We start from the raw sequence: 19502 nt of genomic DNA, 5'->3' as shown, positions 1-19502 counted from the left end.
AATGCGATGAATAAAAAAGCATTAAAAGAATTTGCAGTCTATGCCCGCAATGAACTTCGTGAACAAATCGCATTACGAGCACAAGCCTTTGGGATTATTCCCGAAGGCTCTCCTGTGCTTGTAACAGGTGCGGACTATGTAGAAATAAACGGAAAGAAATATCCAGCAACTTATAAAAACAGTATTCAAAAACTGCTAAAAGAAATTGAAACAAAAGGCTATGATAATGTAATTGAGGAAGTAGCATATACGTGGTTTAACCGTTTGATTGCAATTCGTTACATGGAAGTACATAACTATCTTCTGTCAAAAGTGCGTGTACTTTCTAGTGAAACGAAAGGGAAAGTAGATCCGGATATTTTAACGGAGTATCAATATACGGATCTACTTGTGAATAAAGAAGAAGTAGCTTCTTTATTAGCGCAAGGAAATCGTGAAGAGGCGTTTCGTAAGTTGCTAGTGGCGCAGTGTAATGAACTAAATGAAATTATGCCGTTTTTATTTGAGAAATTAGCGGATTATACAGAGTTACTATTGCCAGAGTCTTTATTGCATGCAGACTCATTAATTAATAGATTAGTGAGTGAGTTAGACGAAGGTGATTTTCAAGAAGTTGAGGTTATCGGGTGGCTTTATCAATTTTATATGTCGGAGAAAAAGGAACAGGTTGGTGGGCTTAAAAATAATGCTGTAAAAAAAGAAGATTTACCTGTTGTTACTCAGTTATTCACACCGAAATGGATTGTACAATATATGGTACAAAATTCATTAGGGAAACTGTACGATGAGTGGAGGCCAGAGAACAACCTTGTAAAAGAGTGGGAATATTATCTCAAATCATCTGAGAAATTACCTATCCCAGATGTTACAGCTCTGGAAGAAATAAAGGTAATTGATCCTGCATGTGGATCAGGACATATCTTAGTTTATGCTTTTGATTTATTATATGATATGTATTTAGAAGCAGGATACTCGGAACGTGATATACCAAGATTAATTATTGAAAAGAATTTATATGGTCTGGACATTGATAAACGTGCAGTACAAATGGCAAGCTTTGCATTAATGATGAAGGGGCAGGAGAAATATCGCCGTTTCTTAAAAAAAGCAAACGATCTAAAGTTAAATATTCGTGAATTTGTAGATAGTGAAGAAATTTCTAAAGAAGCATTGGCGTTCTTTGCAGAAAAAGTAGGAGATGTTAGCTGGGTGACCTCTTTGCAAGAGCAATTTGAAAATGCAAAGCAGTTTGGGTCACTAATCGTTCCTAGAGAAGTCACTTCTGTATACTTGGAATATATCAAATGCATCGAATCCTATAACTTAGATACAACAGATTTATTAGAGGAAGCTTATATTCTTGAATTAATAGAGAAATTAAGGCCTTTATTAGATCAGGCATATTTACTAGCTTTAAAATATGAAGTGGTGGTAACGAATCCGCCATATCATAATAAATATAATCTAATATTAAAAAAGTTTATGAATGATAATTATAAGGAGTATAAATTAGATTTATATTCTGCTTTTATATATCAATGTAGTCAAATGACAGTAGAAAATGGCTTTGCCGGATTAATGACACCGTTTACTTGGATGTTTATCTCAAGTCATGAGAATTTAAGAAGGTATGTTATTAATAATCAAAATATATCTAGTTTGGTTCAGTTAGAGTATTCTGCTTTTACAGAAGCGACTGTACCAATTTGTACATTTGTAATTCAAAATCAGGCGGAATTACCTTTAGGAGAATACATTAGATTAGAAGATTTTAAAGGTGCAGATATACAATCTATAAAAGTAAAAGAGGCTGTGAAATCTAACGTTTATTATCGTTATACTACTAACAGTAAAAAATTCATAGAGATTCCAGGATCGCCAATTGCTTATTGGGCAACCCAAAACATAAGAAACATATTTTCTGAGAATAAAAAATTAGAGGATATGGCTGCACCTCGTCAAGGTATGGCTACAAGTGATAACAATAGGTTTTTAAGATATTGGCAGGAAGTAGATTGCAATAAGATAGGTTTTAATTATATCAACGCTTCTTCAGCATTAGATGGTGGAGAAAAATGGTTTCCATATAATAAGGGAGGTACCTTTAGAAAATGGTATGGAAACCAAGAATATGTAATTAACTGGGGAGAAGATGGTAAGGAAGTAAAAGAGTATGCAGCTAAGTTATATAAAAGTTATTCAAGAACTATAAAAAATAGTCCTTTCTATTTTAGAGAATGTATATCATGGTCAGATGTAAGTTCTAGCTATTTTGGAGCAAGATATACGCCACAAGGATTTTTATTTGATATAAAAGGTTCTTCTTTATTTATCGAGGATAAAGAACAATTATTATATATATGTGGATTTATAACTAGTAAGATTGTTAGGGAATTTCTTAAATATTTAAACCCGACTATAAGCTTTCAGGTAGGTGATTTAAAAAGATTACCAATTGTTTTGATGGAGGATAAAAGTAGTGTAAACGGTAAAGTTTTAAAAAATATTTCAATATCAAAGCGGGATTGGAATGCTTTTGAAACATCATGGGATTTTCAAAAACATCCTTTCTTGACTTATTGTGAACAATCTAGAACATTAGAGCAATGCTATGTAAATTGGGAATACTATGCCGAAACTCAATTTCGCCAACTCCAGAGAAATGAAGAAGAACTAAACAAAATCTTCATTGAGTTGTATGGATTACAAGACGAACTAACATCAGAGGTACCAGATGAAGAGGTAACAGTCCGCCGCGCTGACCGTGTCCGTGATGCAAAATCCTTCTTATCTTATTGTGTCGGTCTTATGATGGGGCGTTATTCATTAGATGTAGAAGGTTTATCGTATGCAGGTGGAGAGTGGGATGCTAGTAAGTATAAGGTATTCCAACCAGACTCTGATGGGATTATTCCATTAACAGATACAGAGTATTTTGAAGATGATGTTGTAACCCGTTTGCAAGAATTATTGGTTATTATGTTTGGACAAGATACGCTTGCAGAGAACCTTCGTTGGTTAGCTGAGTCACTTACAATGAAAAATAACGAAACGCCTGTTGAGCGTCTTCGTCGTTATTTCTTTGATGAGTTTTATAATGATCACTACAAGATTTATCAAAAACGCCCAATTTACTGGATGGCGGATTCAGGTAAGAAGAAAGGATTCCGTGCGTTGTTCTACTTGCATCGTTATACACCAGAAACATTAGCGACAATGCGTTTCTCTTATGTGCAGAATTTACAAGAGAAATTGAGCCAAGAACAAAAACGTTTAGAACAAGATCTTGTAAATCCAGATTTAACAGCTGCGATGAAGAAGCGGTATAATAAGCAGTTAACAACAATTAAAGCACAGCAAGACGAGCTTATTGATTTTGATAAGAAAATGGCTGAACTTGCAAATCAACGTATTGCACTTGATTTAGATGATGGAGTAGTTGTAAACTACAAGAAGATTGAGAGCGTGCTTGCGAAGATTAAATAATAATAAAAATGGATAGAGCGTGCTCTCTATCCATTTTTTTATTTGAGTTGTTTACAATCGTCCTTTTCTTTTTTATTCTAGGAGTTGGACAATAAGTTTAGTGAGAGTTGGTGACTGATGAATATCATAGAAGAGTTACTTCGACTGTTTCATCAACAACAAGAAGAAAATAAAGGTGCGAATCGTTCACTTGTGTTTTGGTATGATGCACAGAGTGAAGATCGCGATGAGACAGAAATAGAAGAAGCACTCAAACATGAAAATATTCAAGTGCATTATTTAGACGAACATAATGCTTTCCGCACAAAGGTTTTATTGGAGAAGGAAGATACGGATAATTCATATTTAATTTATGCTCCATTTCCAAAACCAGAGGATCGAGAAAACTTTTTATTAGATATTTTGTTATATAGCGGAAGTTACGGTGAGTTTCAAGCTGATGTGATTGCGATTCGAATGAAAGAATTACGTTTAGATCATCTTGCAATTCGTCCGTTTTTAGAAAAACATACGAAATTCTTTGATAATAAGCAACGTGTAGCGAAATTTCAAAAGTTGCTTCCTAATAAGCCAACAGTTGATCAAGTAAAGCAAACGATGCTGGCTGTGTTATGTAATGCAAAAAGTATTACTCCACAGGATATTTTAAAAAGTGTTGTAGCTGGTGGAAGTTTGTCTGATACAAACGAAGTACTTGAGCAAGTTGCTAAGTATTTGGATACAGAAGTATTTTATACGTTCATTGAAGAGTATTTTGGGATTTCTAAACACGAAAGTAACCGTCTAGCTCAAATTATGGAAACGATCGTGTTTCAGCATTATGCTGCATACTTGGATGAGAAGTTACTAGCATTTAAGTATGAGTCAACAGTTCCGAATATATGTAAAGTGTTTGTTGAGGATTGGTTAAAGTCTGAAGAAAGAAATGTATTAGAAGGAACTTTAGACATATTAGAACAAAAATGGAGTGTAGCACAATCAGTGGATCAGTACACTTATCAAGCTTTTCTTCGATGTGACACGTTTGCAGTAGTAGAGCGTAAAATTCTTGATGTTTTACATGAACTTCTTTTAAATGAAACAATTGTGATAACGGAATGGAAGAGTATTTTAACGGAACGAAGTAAGAGTTATTGGTATAAGACTCGTTTTCATAGAGAGTATGAACTATTAGAGAAGGCTCTTCGTGTATATGAGTGGAGATCTATATTTGAGCGTGATGATGCACCAAAGAGTGAAGAAGAGTGGTTTACGTTTTATACAGAGAAATATTACAATGTCGATCAAGCATACCGCCATCTTCAAGTACATTATGTAAATGAGTCTAATTTAGACGAATATGGTGAGTTATTGGAGCGATTAACGTTTTGGTATGAAAATCAGTATTTAGTGGAGTTAGGCCGTTATACAGATGAGATAGTAGAGGCTAAATTAAAAGAGAACTGGCCAGTTACTGATGTTATGCAGCAGAAAAACTTTTATCGCTATATGATCCGTCCGCTTGTGGAAGGGTCAAGAGAGCGTATTTTTGTGATCATTTCTGATGCACTTCGTTATGAAATTGGAAAAGAGCTGACAAATAGTTTTAGTCAACGTTTGAATACGGAAGTAAGATTACTCCCAATGCAAGCATCGCTTCCTACATATACGCAACTGGGAATGGCTGCGTTATTACCTGGCAAAATATCTGATATTGCAAGTGATGGAACTGTTTATGTAGATGGATTTTCTACAAGAGGATTAATAAATCGAAATAAGATTTTACAATCTCGTGAACCCGATTCTGTTGCATTAAAAATGGAAGAGTTTATTGGATTAAGTAAGGAAGAGGGATTAGGGTTAATTAAAGGAAAACGCGTTGTCTATTTATATCATGACAATATCGATGCGATTGGTGATTCTGGTAAAACGGAAGGTTATACGTATGAGGCTGTTGAAAATACGATAGAACGTGTGAAGGTTGCTGTTCGAAAGCTGACTGGTACGTATGAAGCTGGACGCATTTTTATTACAAGTGATCATGGCTTCTTATATCAATCTTCACAGGTAGAAAAATATCAAAAAACAGAAAGTATAAAAGGTGATGTTTTTGATAAGAATCGTCGATTTGCTATTGGGAAAGATTTAATAGAGCCTGAGGGAACAGTAAAAGTTTCTTTAAATTACTTAGGGTTAGAACAAGAAGCGGTTATTACGAAAGGATTAAATCGTTTTACGGCTGGTGGTGGATTGCGCTTTGTTCACGGGGGAGCAATGCCACAAGAAAGTATAGTTCCTTTAATTGAGTATCGTCAGTTAAAAGGAAAGGCACGTAAGACAGAAAAAGAACTTGTAGATGTTCGAGTTGCTTCCATTCAAAAAGTCATTACAAGTTATCAATTTATCGTGCCATTTTTTCAAGAGGAAAAAGTGTCAAATGAGTTATATCCAAGAACGTTGCGTGTAGCATTCTATCGCAACAATGAGCGTATTTCAAACGAATTAACAATTATGTTTGATTCTAAAGGAGAAGTAGCAGAGCGTCAGACGGATGCTGTATTCCATCTCCTTGAAGATCGTTATAAAACTGGTGATGTTTGTGTACTGCGCCTAGAAGATGTTTCAGGACGTACGACAGAATTGTATAAAGAAGAAGAGTATGAATTGAAGTTATATAGTGTTTAAATATGTAAAAGGCCTTCCGATTATTTCTAACATTGGAAGGTCTTTTCTTTTTGCTATAATAAAATATAGAAATGTTACTGGTAGGAGGAATCGTATGTTAGAGGTGGGCGATATTGTCAAAGGTCCGCTATGGCCCGAGATAGTAGAAGTAAAAAGATGTGAAGATATACATGGCAGTCTTTATCGTGTTGAGGCATACGGAAAAGACAGCAATAAGTACTATCAAGTAATTGTACTTCCAGAACAATTGCAATCTATTGAAAAACTAAATGCTTCACCTGAAAAACTTTTGCTATCTCCAAAGCAATTACAGCGTTATATGTTATATCAGGAATTTTTAATTGATCGGAAATTTTCGAAGTCTCGTGCATTGGGAAATAAAAATGTTCTTCCGCTTCCACATCAGATTGAAGCGGTCTATGGAAGAATGCTGCAGGTACCAACTGTACGATTTTTACTTGCAGATGATCCAGGAGCAGGGAAAACCATTATGGCGGGAATGCTGATTCGTGAATTGAAAGCAAGAAGAAGTGCAGATCGGGTTTTAATTCTCGTGCCTCCATTAGTATTAAAACAATGGCAGCAAGAACTATATGAAAAGTTTGGAGAAGAGTTTACGATTGTGACGCGTCGTACTTTAGAGGAATATAGCGGTAAAAATCCATTTGTTGAACAAAACTGTATATTAACTTCCCTGTATTGGGCAGCAAGAGATGACATTAAAAGTCTTGTGATGGAAGCCGACTTTGATTTAGTTATTGTAGATGAAGCACATAAGATGGCAGCCTATACAACAGGCAGTAAAAACAAAAAAACGAAACGCACAAAGATCTATCAGTTAGGAGAAGTAATTCTTCGGCATAGTGAACATGCTTTGTTATTGACCGCGACACCTCATAAAGGAGATGTAGAAAACTTTCGTCATTTAATGCGACTGATTGATCCGGATATTTTCTCTTCTATTGGAATAAAAGAAACATTACGTGATAAAACGAATCCGTTTATTATTCGGCGATTAAAAGAAACTTTGAAACAATTTGATGGTACACCTTTATTTCCAAAGCGCACAACGAAAACAATAAAATACGATTTGTCAGATAAAGAATTAGAACTATATGAAACTGTGACAGAGTATGTAAAGGTACATTTTAATCGCGCAATGAATCGAGGAAATAACAGTACTGCTTTTGCGATGATGCTATTACAAAGAAGGTTAAGTTCTTCTATAGAGGCGGTTCACTTATCTTTAGTACGTCGTCATCAACGATTGGTAACATTGTTAGAAGAGACGGAGCAAAACCAGGTTGATCTTGTTGATATATCTGTTGAAGATTATGAGGAAGCAACACTGGAAGAACAAGAACTGTTGGAGCAAAATAGTGAAGAGAGTATAGATACAATTGATCCACGCGAACTGGAAGTAGAGATTATGGAATTAGAACGTCTCATTCACTATTCTGGTCATATTAGACAAAACTATGTTGAACGTAAATACATAGAGCTTGAAAATACCCTGTTTGGTACAGACGGCCTTTTACAAAAAGGTGAAAAGATTCTTATTTTTACGGAATCAACTGATACGTTGCACTACTTGGAAGAACGGTTGGCTGCACATGGATTACATATTGCTAAGATTATTGGGAAGTATTCTATGGATGAAAGACGAAGACAAGTGGAGCTGTTCCGAAACGATTATCCAATTATGCTTGCGACGGATGCAGGTGGAGAGTCTATCAATTTACAGTTTTGTAATCAAATGGTGAACTATGATATTCCATGGAATCCAAATAAACTAGAGCAGCGTATGGGACGTATACATCGTATTGGACAAAAAAATGAAGTGTTCGTATTTAACTTAGTGGCTGGCAATACGCGTGAAGGTGACGTACTACATACTCTTTTAGTAAAAATGGACAAAATGAAAAATGATTTAGGACAAGACCTTGTTTACGATTTTATAGGAGATCGCCTCGAAGATCGAATGATAGATTTACCTACACTTATGCAGCATGCAGTTCTCAATCGAGAGCGATTAGAAGATATAAAACAAGAGATGGACCAAGCTTTGTCTGAAGAATATGTAGAGTTATTAAGGATTGCTCAAGAAGAGCGACTTGCGATGGATAGCATTGATTTACCTGGTATGCAGCGCGAACAATATGAGATTGCAGTACAAAAGGTCCCGATGAGAGTGTATGCAGATTTTACTGCTGAGACGTTAAGTGATCATAGAGTTAGAGTATATCCTTCACAAAATAATCAGATGTATCGTATTGAGAGAATTCCAAAATCTATTCATGAATTTGCGAGAAAGCATCGCATCCCGTTGAAAGGAAAAGAGGATTCCTATCGTTTTACAAGTAAAGAAAAATATATGGATGATGCAGTGTCACTGATCCTAAATGATAATCCGTTGTTTTCTTTATCATTAAAGCTTATGAGAGAAGAGACAGAAGGATTGGCGATTCCTAATTATGAAATCACGTTTTCGATTCAAGAGAGACTAGAGGTTGAAGGATACGAAATTGGATTAACAGATGGAACAGGAAGAGAACTATATAAAGATATTGTGTATTTTGCGAGAAGAGAAAATGGAGAAATAATAGAATTAGATTCATATTGGTTATATGGTTCTTCGTTTGAAACAGCAATTTCTAAGGCAGAGCAAGGAGCTAATTTATTCATGCAGGCGATGACTCATGTCATGAATAAGCGAGAAGAGTTTGCGACAACGAATGAAACGCAGTTGAATAAAAAGATGCAATTTTTACGCCGTGCGTTTGATTCACAATATCAAAACACAATGGACAAGTTAGAAAAATATCGCAATGAAAATATCGATAATCGTAACTCTGCATTGATTAATCAGATGAAAGCACAGTTACTAGATATTGAAGACCGTCGTAAAAGTCGTCTTGAAGAAGTAGAACGAGAGAGAAACGTAAACGTTATGCCACCTCATAAAGTGATGCAAGTAATGTTGATACCTAAAAGCAAAGATACTTATCGCTTATTATCGAGCGATTATATAGAAATGATTACAGAATATGAGAAGATAAAGCATCGTAAAAATGTCAAAGTATATTCTAATCTATCATTAATAGATTTTATGAGTGAAGATGCAAATGGAAATCCACGTTGTATTGTTTTAACAGCTGATGAAAGATTCGCTTTATCAGCTAACCACCAGCAAGATTTGGAAGAATTACCGTTTGATGTTTATACGTATGTTATACAAAATAATCAAGTTGTAAAAGAGTGTAAGTGGAAAGGATAAAAGTTAGAAATAATGCAGTATATACGTGAGGGGATTTAAAACTAGATGTTTTTTTAGAAAAGAGAACAACGTGCGTTCTCTTTTCTAATTTTTTGATAGTGATGTTAAAAGGGAGGAAACTATGAGCAAATTAAGCAATGTTCTCCGTATGATAGAGCTTCTTCACGCCAGGGGGAAAATGAAGATTAGTGAACTCGCAGATGAGCTTGAAGTTAGGGAACGTATGATTCGCATTTATCGGGAGGAGCTTGAAAAAGCAGGGATCTTTGTTGAAAGTGAAAGAGGACGTGGGGGTGGGTACTATATTTCCAATACATCTTTATTCCCAATTAGAAATTTGTCTCATAAAGAATTACGTGCTTTAACATTTGCAATTGAACAGTTGTTATCTAAAGGAAATGCAATTTATTCAGACGATGCACAAATAGCATTGGATAAGCTAAAAGCACTACGAAAGTTGGAAAAAGATCGAGATCGTCACATTTATTTTGTTCAGCGTTCCAGACCAAACTATGAGTTTTCAGATGAGAATCGAAAATACTTACAGTTACAAGAAGCATTTGGTACAAGATGTAAAGTGAAAATTCAGTATGAAAAACGATCTGGTGAAAGATCTGAACGCATTATTGCTCCATATGGATTTGTACATTACAATGAATTTTTTTACTGTATTGCTATGTGTGATCGGAGAAAAGACACACGCATGTTCAAGTTGTCCCGAATGAAAGATATTCGAATAATTTATGATACATATACAATCCCTGAGGAATTTGATATTCGGAAGGAGTTCCCGAGGTTCGGGATTATGAATGAACCGCTGGAGATAGAGTTACTTATTTATCCACCATTTTCTGTGTCTGTACCAGAATCAATTTGGGGAGAAAATCAAATGATTGAATATAACACTGATAAGAGTATATGCTTTCGCGCGACAATGAGTGGGAAAGAATCGATAAAGAAGTGGATTTTGGGTATGGGGGCTTCTGTAAAAATAGTAGAGCCGAAATCTCTGCGAGAGGAAATCATTGAAGAGGGGCGGGAGTTGTTGAAGTTATATGATTCGTTTTGAATGAAAAGTTATGTAAAAATATAAATTATACTTACTATTGCATGTAGATATATAAAGAACTCTAGCTCAACAAAGAGATATTTGAATGAGCTGGAGTTCTTTTGGTAATAAATCCCTTGAAAATAAAAATTCGGGATAAAAGTGACGTTATGATTGCCGTATTTTTTGATATGATGAATATATATTTATAAGTTATTAATAAAAATTATTAAAGTTAGGTTGTATTGTGGAATCAGTTTGGAAATGGAGAATAATGGTGAGGAGATGATAAAATGATTCGAGAATTTAAGCGCGCTTTTTTAGAAGTGACAGCGATATGTGCTGAGAAAATCAGAGTGTATAATGAAGGACGGAAATGGAAGTATCAATTAATTGTGACATTATTGTATAATGGCGTATTTGGTGTGTTTTTATCTGTAATTAGCGCGCTATTTGTTTCAGTAGTATTATCTGTATTCACTAAAAGTTTTTACAGTAGTTGGTACATTTCCTTTAAAATATTTGTGGTGTTAAGTGGTGTAATGCTATTTCTAAATTTATCATCAAGAACATTAAATATACCAATGCTATTCTTAAAAGCTGCATTTTTTATAAAAGACAAATTCACTACAATGAGTTCTTTTGTAAAACATATATTTGTCCCGTATGCTATTACAGGTGTATCTATATATATCATGTATCACATGATTTTAAAGTTTCTTAGTGGATTCGGTATTAATGGTGAAATTGCTGAAATATATTCTATAATTCTATCTGTTGGATTAGCGGTGGCGGGGTGTTATTCCTTTCCGGTGGAAAAAGATGTACGAGATATCAACGAATTGATAATGTCTCCGGTGCTAATTATTGCTAATATCGGGATTAGTTATGCTATTTCGAAAGAGAATGTACTAAATAATTTAAAACAGGGACATGAAGATATAGCTTCATATGTATTCATTCTGTTTTTAATTGCCGCGTGCTTGCAAGTTATCACTTATTTCAAGAAATTGTTCGAAAAACTTCATGATCCTGAATTGTCAAAGTATGAAGAAAATATAGTTATTTATGCTGGTAATGGAAAAGAAAAAATGGAATCTATTAAAGGGCATATTAGATCAATGATTGAAGAGATTAATCAAGTAATAAAAGAATTTAAAGCTATAAAAAAAGATAAACGTTTTTATTTTCAGTTCATGGCATGGATAAGTATTAGTTTAATCATTTTAATTGGGATGAATTATATAAGTAAGATCATATTTATTAAATTTGAAGGACCTATTGTGAGAGTTTTAGAGTATGTATTATCATTTGTATTTTTAATTTTTCTTATAAATAAACTATGTGTTTTCGCTTATTTGGCGTTAGCAAAAAAGACAGGTTTAGAAAAAAGAAAGAGATGGGAATATTTTGGATTAGCGTGTTTTATATTCGGTATGTTATTAAGTGTTGTAACAATGTTGTTTTCAATTAGATTAAACTTTGTTACTATAGCGTGTTTTGTAATTGCATCCATGATTTTTTTGAGTACATCTTTTATCGGTTGGTTATTAAAGAAAGATAAAGTAGATGAGAATATGCAAGAAGAGGTAAAATAGGGCGTTTTAGTGGAGTTGATATAGTTATATGGATACAACTTTACTAAGCCCTTACAATGAATTTCAAGGAGAAAGTGTCCATATGGCAAATAAGTGATTTAATGAAGACTTAAACAATGCTTGTTTTATAGCATCCAGACTAATTTGTTAAAGAATTAAACGACGAGTATGTTGTATCAGAAGTAACGATTTATACATGAATCAAGCAATATTTTCCTAGTGAAACGATTGTGGAGAATAACAGGCCCGATTAATGAAAATTTGCAACATGTAGTTAAAATAAATAAGGAGTATACATTATAAAGAAATCACAAGAAGAAAGTTCCTGTGATTTCTTTTATGTGACATAAATAGTACCGCTTTGTTTGATATATTTAAAGAGGATATAGAAAAGATGTTTTATCAATTAATATAAAGGGAGTTATAGCTATATGAACAATACTAACAATTTACCTGATGTATTAATGCAATTTGATCCAGATATATTAGAAGAACAAATAATAAAATCACTTGTAAATATTCAGGGTGTGATTTCTAAATTTGACCCGTTATCAATTTTGATTCACGTGTATGCATTTAATCTCCTTCAACATGCTATGAATCCCGAAGATGCTGCACAAGGGAATGTTGATCCTTCACTTGATAAGGGAATTGATTTAGTACAAAGTATGATAGTATCATCAAACGTTGCAGTTAATGGTGATGGTTTAAATTCCGACGAGTTTAAGATTTTCTTAGATACTGTAGAGAAACTTTTTGTTACTGCGAACATGTATGTAAATACAGTACCAAAGGATGAGCTAATTAAGTATTCGCAAGGCATGCAATTAAATGTATCGGGAACGTTATACCCTTATTTTGAAGAAGATCATTTTCAGGATTTACTCCTACCATATGACAAGGTTTTTCGGGATATTTTTAATGTATCTGCTGAGGATATTGTGAAAGGACTCATGGCAATAAGTGAACGCTTGAGAACAACAGAGTTCATGCGTCGCCTTATTGATGAGAAGGCATATGAATTAACACCAGATAACATATTAAAAATAGCAGATTATTTTGATGTGCAGAAGATTACGAATTGGCCTATAGAATTTATAAAAGCATTGACTTTACAACCTGGCGATAATGCTGAGTTTTTAAATGAACTGTCGAAGGTTATGTTTAAAGAAAGGCCTATTAAATATAAACCGTTTATATGTATTAAAGGTAAGTATTATTGTTTTTCTGTTAATAATTTAATGGATAATTTCTATAGATCGGTAATGCGTGCATTACGAGAGCAAGATAAAAGTCTAATAAATGTTGTTGGGGAGATTCAGCAAAGGGTGTCTGAAGAAATTCCTTTTAGATTATTTAACAAAATGCTTCCAACAGCTCAAATATTTAGGAATGTATATTATAAGGCTCCAGTTGGTGCTAATGGTAAGAATGAATGGTGTGAATGCGATGGTTTAGTCTTGTTTGATGATGTAATGATTATTGTCGAGGTAAAAGGAGGAGCGTTATCACCTGTATCACCATTTTCTGATGAAGAGGCTTATAAAAAATCATTGAAAGCTTTAGCACAAAATCCTTATGAACAATCCTTGCGATTATTTGACGAGTATAACCGTAGTAATCGAATAGATATTTATAGTAAAGAAAATAAAAAACGTTATAATCTTATCAAAGCTATTGATAATGTGAAGTTTATACAGGCATGCTGTGTTACTCTTGATGATTTCAATGAAATTGCTGCTCAAATTGAAAAAACGGAATTTATTAAGGAAAGTACGTTACCTGTTTGGTGTGTTTCAATAAATGATTTAAGGGTGTATCCTGAGATTTTTGATTCGCCTAGCATTTTTATGAACTATTTATATCAAAGAAGTCTTGCAACTAAAAATCCCCACATTAAGACGAATGATGAGTTGGATCATATCGGATTATATTTTGAATACAATGATTACTCAATGCATATAAGTGAAATGCTTAAAGAGATAGAAGCAAGTGATGTCTTTATCCCAAGCCATAGAGATGAAATAGATATGTATATGGCAGGAAAGGTTAATAACAAATTTATAGAAGAGGATTCAGAGAATTTCTTTGAAGTGTTTTTCGGACCAATAGAAAAGCCAAAGCAAAAAATGGATCCTATATTTGAGCAGTTAATTAGATTATTAGATAATACAAGAGATACTCTCTGTGTTAGAGCTGCTAGGTATCTACTTTTATTAGATTCAGAGACACGTGATAACGTTAGAGAATTTATTAGCTCTAGAACTCAAAAGCTTTTATTACATAAACAGAAGCTATGGACTCCATATGTGGCTTATAATTATAAAAAAGAGGATAGGGTAGATAAATTACCAGTTATTATGATGTTTTTACTTAACGCCTCTAATAAAATTTTTAAAGATGCTGTGGAACGTAAACGTTTTCTAATGGAGAGAGTTGTACATGAAGATGAGCCAATCCTATGTATATTAATAGGTGTTAATAAGGGAAAAGAATTAACGAAGGCTATTACTCAAATAATAACACCTGAGCAGTTTCAGGTGATGTCAGAGTCAGCCTACGAAACTTTGAAAAATAATCGACAAAAAATAGAGCGAGCAAGAAGGTTTAAAGAGTTTTAACATGATAATTAAGCCCTTATTAAGAACAGGAGTAGTCTTCCTGTTCTTTTTTGTTAATTTTAAAAGAGGTAACGTATTATATAAAAATAAAGGTGGAAAAACTTAATGGTTCCAGCCGATCTATTAGAACTCATAAACACACGAGCACAGCATGAAGGTGTAACGCTTGAAGATGTGGAAAAAGTACGGAAACAAAAAGCAGAAAAACGCGGTGGTTTTCAGGAGCGAATCTTTTTAGTTGAGGTATATGATGACTAAAGTCCAGCTTAACCTCTAAAGCATATATTGACTTGAAATCGTCCAAGTATTTCACAAGGTGTTGTAAAATGGATATATGTAACATGCGGGAAAGAGTACGATTTGATAGGAGGCTTCTAAATGAATATAGATGAAGGAGGAAATTTACAATTAACCAGCCAGGCTCTTCAGATAATAAATAACGGAATCGCAGTTACAAACCATGATGGAACAATCACATTCAGCAATCCATCATTCTGCAGCATGCTCAACAAAACAGAAAATGAAATAACAGGTAAGCACATATCAATGATTCTTCCTACTCGTAAACAGCTAGTAGTAAATCAAAATGATAGTTTGCATCAATACGAGTGTAAAATTGGCAACCAAGTGTTCACTGTGAATGAATCTCCTGTATATAAGGGCGGGAAAGAAGACGGATCGATTGTCATTCTAGAAAGTAAGGGGAAAAGCATATCGTCTTTGGAAAGTGCTATTAGCCGATATGAAAATGCTTTGAATTTACTGTCTGAATGTATTATAGGAGTGAATGAGCAAGGAATCATTAATTTTTTTAGTGGTGCTTATGCTCGATTTTTGGGGATTGATGATCCGAAGGAAGCGATTGGTAAGCATTGTACGGAGGTTGTTGAGAATACGCGGATGCATGTTATTGTGAAGACGGGAGAGGTGGAGATTGGGCATATTCAGCGTGTTAATAGTCAGAATGTTATTGCAAATCGTATTCCTATTATGAAGGAAGGGAAGGTTATTGGTGCGATTGGTAAAATTATGTTTCATGATATCCAGCAGTTTAAAGCTTTGGCAGATCAGATTCGCGCGATGGAATCGAAGTTATCATACTATCAAACTGAGTTAAAGCGACTGCAAGAAGGACGGTTTTCGTTTCAAAGTATTGTAGGTGAGAGTGCGAAAATGGAAGAAGTGAAAATTATGGCTTTGAAGGTTTCGAAAAGCCGTTCTACGGTTTTGATAAGAGGAGAAAGTGGAACGGGGAAGGAGCTTTTTGCCAATGCGGTTCATCATGCGAGTCCACGTGCTGATGGTGCGTTTATTCGCTTGAATTGTGCTGCGATTCCGAGGGATCTTTTAGAAGCTGAATTGTTCGGATATGAGGAGGGTGCTTTTACCGGAGCGAAAAAGGGTGGTAAGCCTGGAAAGATTGAGCTCGCTCATAAGGGAACGTTGTTTTTAGATGAGATCGGCGATATGTCTTTGGACATGCAGGTAAAGTTGCTTCGCGTGCTGCAAGAGAAAGAGATTGAAAGAATCGGTGGCACAAAAACGCATAAGATTGATGTCCGTTTTATTGCGGCAACGCATCGAAATCTCCGGGAAATGGTGCAAAGAGGGGGATTTAGAGAGGATTTATATTATAGGCTACATGTGTTTGCGATTGATATACCTCCGTTAAGAGAGCGAAAGGAAGATATGGTACATTTAACGGAATTTTTAATTCGGAAATTGAATGAGGAGCTTGGTAGTAGCGTTCTTTCGTTGGACGACAGGGTAAGGGACATTTTTATGGAGCATGATTGGCCAGGGAATATTCGGGAGCTAGAGAATGTGCTAGAGAGAGCGATGAACGTTGTAGAGGGAACGATTATTCACGTACATCACCTTCCTGTTTATTTACGGCAAAAGGATTTGGAAGAAGAGATATATCATGAGGGATATCAAGGGGAGAACGAGATAAGCTATTCACTGCAGGTGGAAGTGGAATCCGCTGAGAAAAGGGTGATTGCGAGAGCTTTGGAAAAGACAGCTGGAAATAGAAAAGAGGCAGCGGAGCTTTTGGGAATTCATCGGGCTAGCTTATATCGAAAAATAGAAAGGTACGGAATTGGGTAAAGGGCGAATAGGCCCTTTTTTTTATTTGTTGCGTTTTTGCGACGCTTTCTTATAAATGCGACATGGTTGTTATTATTTGTAGCATAAATGCGACATGTGAAGGTGGACATGTAAGAGGAATTGGGGGCTTGTCCCTTAAGGAATAAGGAAATGGGGAATGAGTCGATTTTTGGCATAACTCTTGCTATATAAATGAAAAGAATGTTAATAGGAAGGGGATGGAATCTAGTGCTTGAGAATCAGAGTTTGCCACATTTTCTTATGCAAAGTATCGAGAAGTCGCCTGATAAGGTGTATTTACAATTTGAAGAACAAAAGGTTACGTATGAGGAGCTTTATCACCGGATTACAAGAGCTGCAGCGGGATTGTGTGAACTCGGTATTCAAAAAGGTGACAAGGTTTGTATTATGCTTCATAACAACCCTGAATATCTGGGTGTATGGTTTGCTTTATCTTTTATGGGAGCAATTGCGGTACCTCTTAATGTGCATTTAAAAGGAGAAGGATTGCAGTATATTTTATCCCACTCCGATTGTAAGCTCATAATCGTTGATAAAGAATTTGTGCCTCAAATTGCTTCTTGTTTACCGTTTATACAAAGGGAAATTGGAATTATTGTTCACGATAATAATGAAAGCGTAATCACCATGGGTAACGGTAAAGAACGACCAGTAATCGGATTGAAAGACGTATTGCATACAAATCATCACTATCTTCCAAATGAATCTGTTTCCTCCTCTTCAATCAACAGTATCCTTTACACCTCTGGAACGACTGGATTACCAAAAGGGGTCATGTTAAGTCATTCTGCTTATGTCAATTCTGCACAGTCATTCGCTACTTATATGGTCGGCGCGAATTCGCAAGATATTTTATTTACAGCGCTGCCGCTATTTCATATTAACGCCCAAGCCCATACAGTACTCGGTGCTATTTCCTCAAATGCGACGATTGCTCTTGGAAAGAGGTTTAGTGCTTCGCGCTTTTGGGATGAAATTTGCAGTCATGGCGCAACGATTTTCAATTCTTTAGGGTCTATGATTCCGATTCTTTGTAAACAACCGGAAAAGGAAAATGATTATGAAAATCCAGCAAGGGTGACGGCTTGTGCCGCTACGCCTAAGGAATTTTGGAAGCCATTTGAGGAGAGATTTGGCGTTCGGATTGTGGAAGGCTACGGATTAACGGAAACGACGGGCTTTTGTGTAACGAATCCATTGAATGCTAATAAGCCACCTTCTATCGGAAAACCATATTCTTACGTAGAGACGAGGGTTGTTAATGAGGAAGGAAATGAAGTACGGACTGGTGAAATCGGAGAGATTTTCATCCGCTCGTTACAGGGACAAACATTTATGGAAGGTTACTATAAAATGCCGGATAAAACGGAGGAAGCGATGGAAGGAGGCTGGTTCCATACTGGAGATCGCGGTTATCAGGACGAGGAAGGCTACTTATATTTTTGCGATCGGATCAAGCAGTGTATTAGAAGGCGCGGGGAAAACATCTCTTCTTGGGAAATTGAAAAGGTCGTGAATAATCATCCGAAAGTTCTTGAATCAGCAGCTATCGGCGTTTCATCAGAAGTGGGAGAAGAGGATGTTAAATTGTATGTAATTGTAAAGCAAGGGGAAACAATTTCCCATGAAGAGATTATCGATTGGTGTCAAGAACGCATGGCTTATTTCATGGTGCCGCGATACGTTCAGTTTCGTGAATCTTTCCCAAAAACCGCGACGGAACGGATTCAGAAGTTTAAGTTGCAGGAAGAAGGAATCGGTACTGCTTGGGATCGCGAGCAGGCGGGGTATGTTATTAAAAGAACGAGTTGAAGATTGTCTCATTACATAATTAGAAAGAAGGGATTGCATTGGAAAATAAGCGAGTTGTTTCATGGTCCAAAGAAAAAGGAATCGCGACTATTATCATTGATAATCCTCCTGTGAATGTATTGAGCTACGCTGTGATTGAACAACTGACGACAGTGGTTGATGAAATTGAACGGGATGATGAAGTGATTGTTGTGATTCTAACTGGTGCAGGAGAAAAAGCTTTCGTTGCTGGAGGAGATATTAAGTCATTTCCAGAATGGATTGGGAAAGGAAGTGAATATGCGGAGGAAAAAGCATTGTGGCTTCAGAACCCATTAAATAAAATAGAAAGATTGCCGAAGCCTGTCATCGCTGCGATTAACGGATTAGCGCTTGGGGGCGGTTGTGAATTAGCCCTATCATGTGATTTGCGGATTATAGAAGAACAGGCCAAAATTGGGCTTCCGGAAGTAAAGTTAGGCTTGTTTCCAGGTGCGGGAGGAACGCAGCGTTTGCCTCGCTTAATCGGATCTGCGAGGGCAAAAGAAATGATGTTTACTGGTGAACCGCTCGGTGCCGAAGAGGCCCTGCGAGTTGGGTTGGTAAATCATGTTGTTCCGCGCGGTGAAGCGCTGAATAAGGCGAGGGAATTGGCTGCGAAGATGGCCCGATTTTCTCTTCCTGCTTTGTCGTTGATGAAGCAATCTATCAATAAAGGATTATCTTATTCTCTTGAGGAAGGGCTAAAAATAGAGGCTCAGAATTTTGGCCATGTCTTTCAAACGAGTGATGTAAAAGAAGGAGTGGGTGCTTTTATAGAAAAGAGAGTACCGCTTTTTCAGCATAAATAAAAAGAATACGATGTCTGCCTTTGGTAGGCATCGTAA

Annotated in this window: 9 protein-coding genes and 1 pseudogene; all 10 read left to right on the top strand. The window is 35.7% G+C overall.

Going from position 1 to position 19502, the window contains the following annotated elements; translation table 11 throughout:
• The first annotated feature begins 6 nt into the window (after positions 1-6).
• Entirely contained in the window at positions 7-3486 is a 3480-nt protein-coding gene (gene pglX / locus M014_RS0104555) for a BREX-1 system adenine-specific DNA-methyltransferase PglX (protein WP_026590664.1), read from the top strand.
• 117 nt (positions 3487-3603) lie between these two features.
• Positions 3604-6150, top strand: a complete 2547-nt coding sequence (gene pglZ / locus M014_RS0104550; RefSeq protein ID WP_026590663.1) for a BREX-1 system phosphatase PglZ type A — start codon at positions 3604-3606, stop codon at positions 6148-6150.
• Between the two features lie 94 nt (positions 6151-6244).
• Complete coding sequence (locus tag M014_RS0104545; RefSeq protein ID WP_026590662.1) at positions 6245-9427, top strand: DEAD/DEAH box helicase; 3183 nt, start codon at positions 6245-6247, stop codon at positions 9425-9427.
• 121 nt (positions 9428-9548) lie between these two features.
• Positions 9549-10496: a helix-turn-helix transcriptional regulator gene (locus tag M014_RS0104540; RefSeq protein ID WP_026590661.1), complete on the top strand. Its 948-nt coding sequence runs from the start codon at positions 9549-9551 to the stop codon at positions 10494-10496.
• A 272-nt stretch (positions 10497-10768) separates the two neighbouring features.
• On the top strand, positions 10769-12073 hold the full coding sequence (locus tag M014_RS0104535) for a hypothetical protein (protein ID WP_026590660.1): 1305 nt from the start codon (positions 10769-10771) through the stop codon (positions 12071-12073).
• Positions 12074-12504: 431 nt separating this feature from the next.
• Complete coding sequence (locus M014_RS0104530) at positions 12505-14694, top strand: hypothetical protein (RefSeq protein WP_026590659.1); 2190 nt, start codon at positions 12505-12507, stop codon at positions 14692-14694.
• A 114-nt stretch (positions 14695-14808) separates the two neighbouring features.
• Positions 14809-14952, top strand: a pseudogene (locus M014_RS26380) (nucleoside triphosphate pyrophosphohydrolase); the annotation flags it as partial.
• 120 nt (positions 14953-15072) lie between these two features.
• The gene (locus M014_RS0104520; protein ID WP_026590658.1) at positions 15073-16803 is read left to right on the top strand and encodes a sigma-54-dependent Fis family transcriptional regulator; all 1731 of its coding nucleotides are present in this window, start codon (positions 15073-15075) and stop codon (positions 16801-16803) included.
• A gap of 228 nt (positions 16804-17031) precedes the next feature.
• Positions 17032-18636, top strand: coding sequence for an ATP-dependent acyl-CoA ligase (locus M014_RS0104515; protein WP_026590657.1), 1605 nt, complete (start codon positions 17032-17034; stop codon positions 18634-18636).
• 38 nt (positions 18637-18674) lie between these two features.
• Complete coding sequence (locus M014_RS0104510; protein ID WP_026590656.1) at positions 18675-19466, top strand: enoyl-CoA hydratase; 792 nt, start codon at positions 18675-18677, stop codon at positions 19464-19466.
• Positions 19467-19502 lie beyond the last annotated feature (36 nt).

The organism is Bacillus sp. UNC437CL72CviS29 (assembly GCF_000482345.1).
In the GTDB taxonomy this organism is placed as follows: domain Bacteria; phylum Bacillota; class Bacilli; order Bacillales; family Bacillaceae_G; genus Bacillus_A; species Bacillus_A arachidis.
Note: the sequence above shows the minus strand (reverse complement) of the source record. Positions and strands in the feature narration are given on the sequence as shown.

Coding starts and splice junctions, on each gene's coding strand:
- M014_RS0104520 (WP_026590658.1), top strand. CDS start 15,073: ATGAATATAGATGAAGGAGGAAATTTACAATTAACCAGCCAGGCTCTT.
- M014_RS0104545 (WP_026590662.1), top strand. CDS start 6,245: ATGTTAGAGGTGGGCGATATTGTCAAAGGTCCGCTATGGCCCGAGATA.
- pglZ (WP_026590663.1), top strand. CDS start 3,604: ATGAATATCATAGAAGAGTTACTTCGACTGTTTCATCAACAACAAGAA.
- M014_RS0104530 (WP_026590659.1), top strand. CDS start 12,505: ATGAACAATACTAACAATTTACCTGATGTATTAATGCAATTTGATCCA.
- M014_RS0104540 (WP_026590661.1), top strand. CDS start 9,549: ATGAGCAAATTAAGCAATGTTCTCCGTATGATAGAGCTTCTTCACGCC.
- M014_RS0104535 (WP_026590660.1), top strand. CDS start 10,769: ATGATTCGAGAATTTAAGCGCGCTTTTTTAGAAGTGACAGCGATATGT.
- pglX (WP_026590664.1), top strand. CDS start 7: ATGAATAAAAAAGCATTAAAAGAATTTGCAGTCTATGCCCGCAATGAA.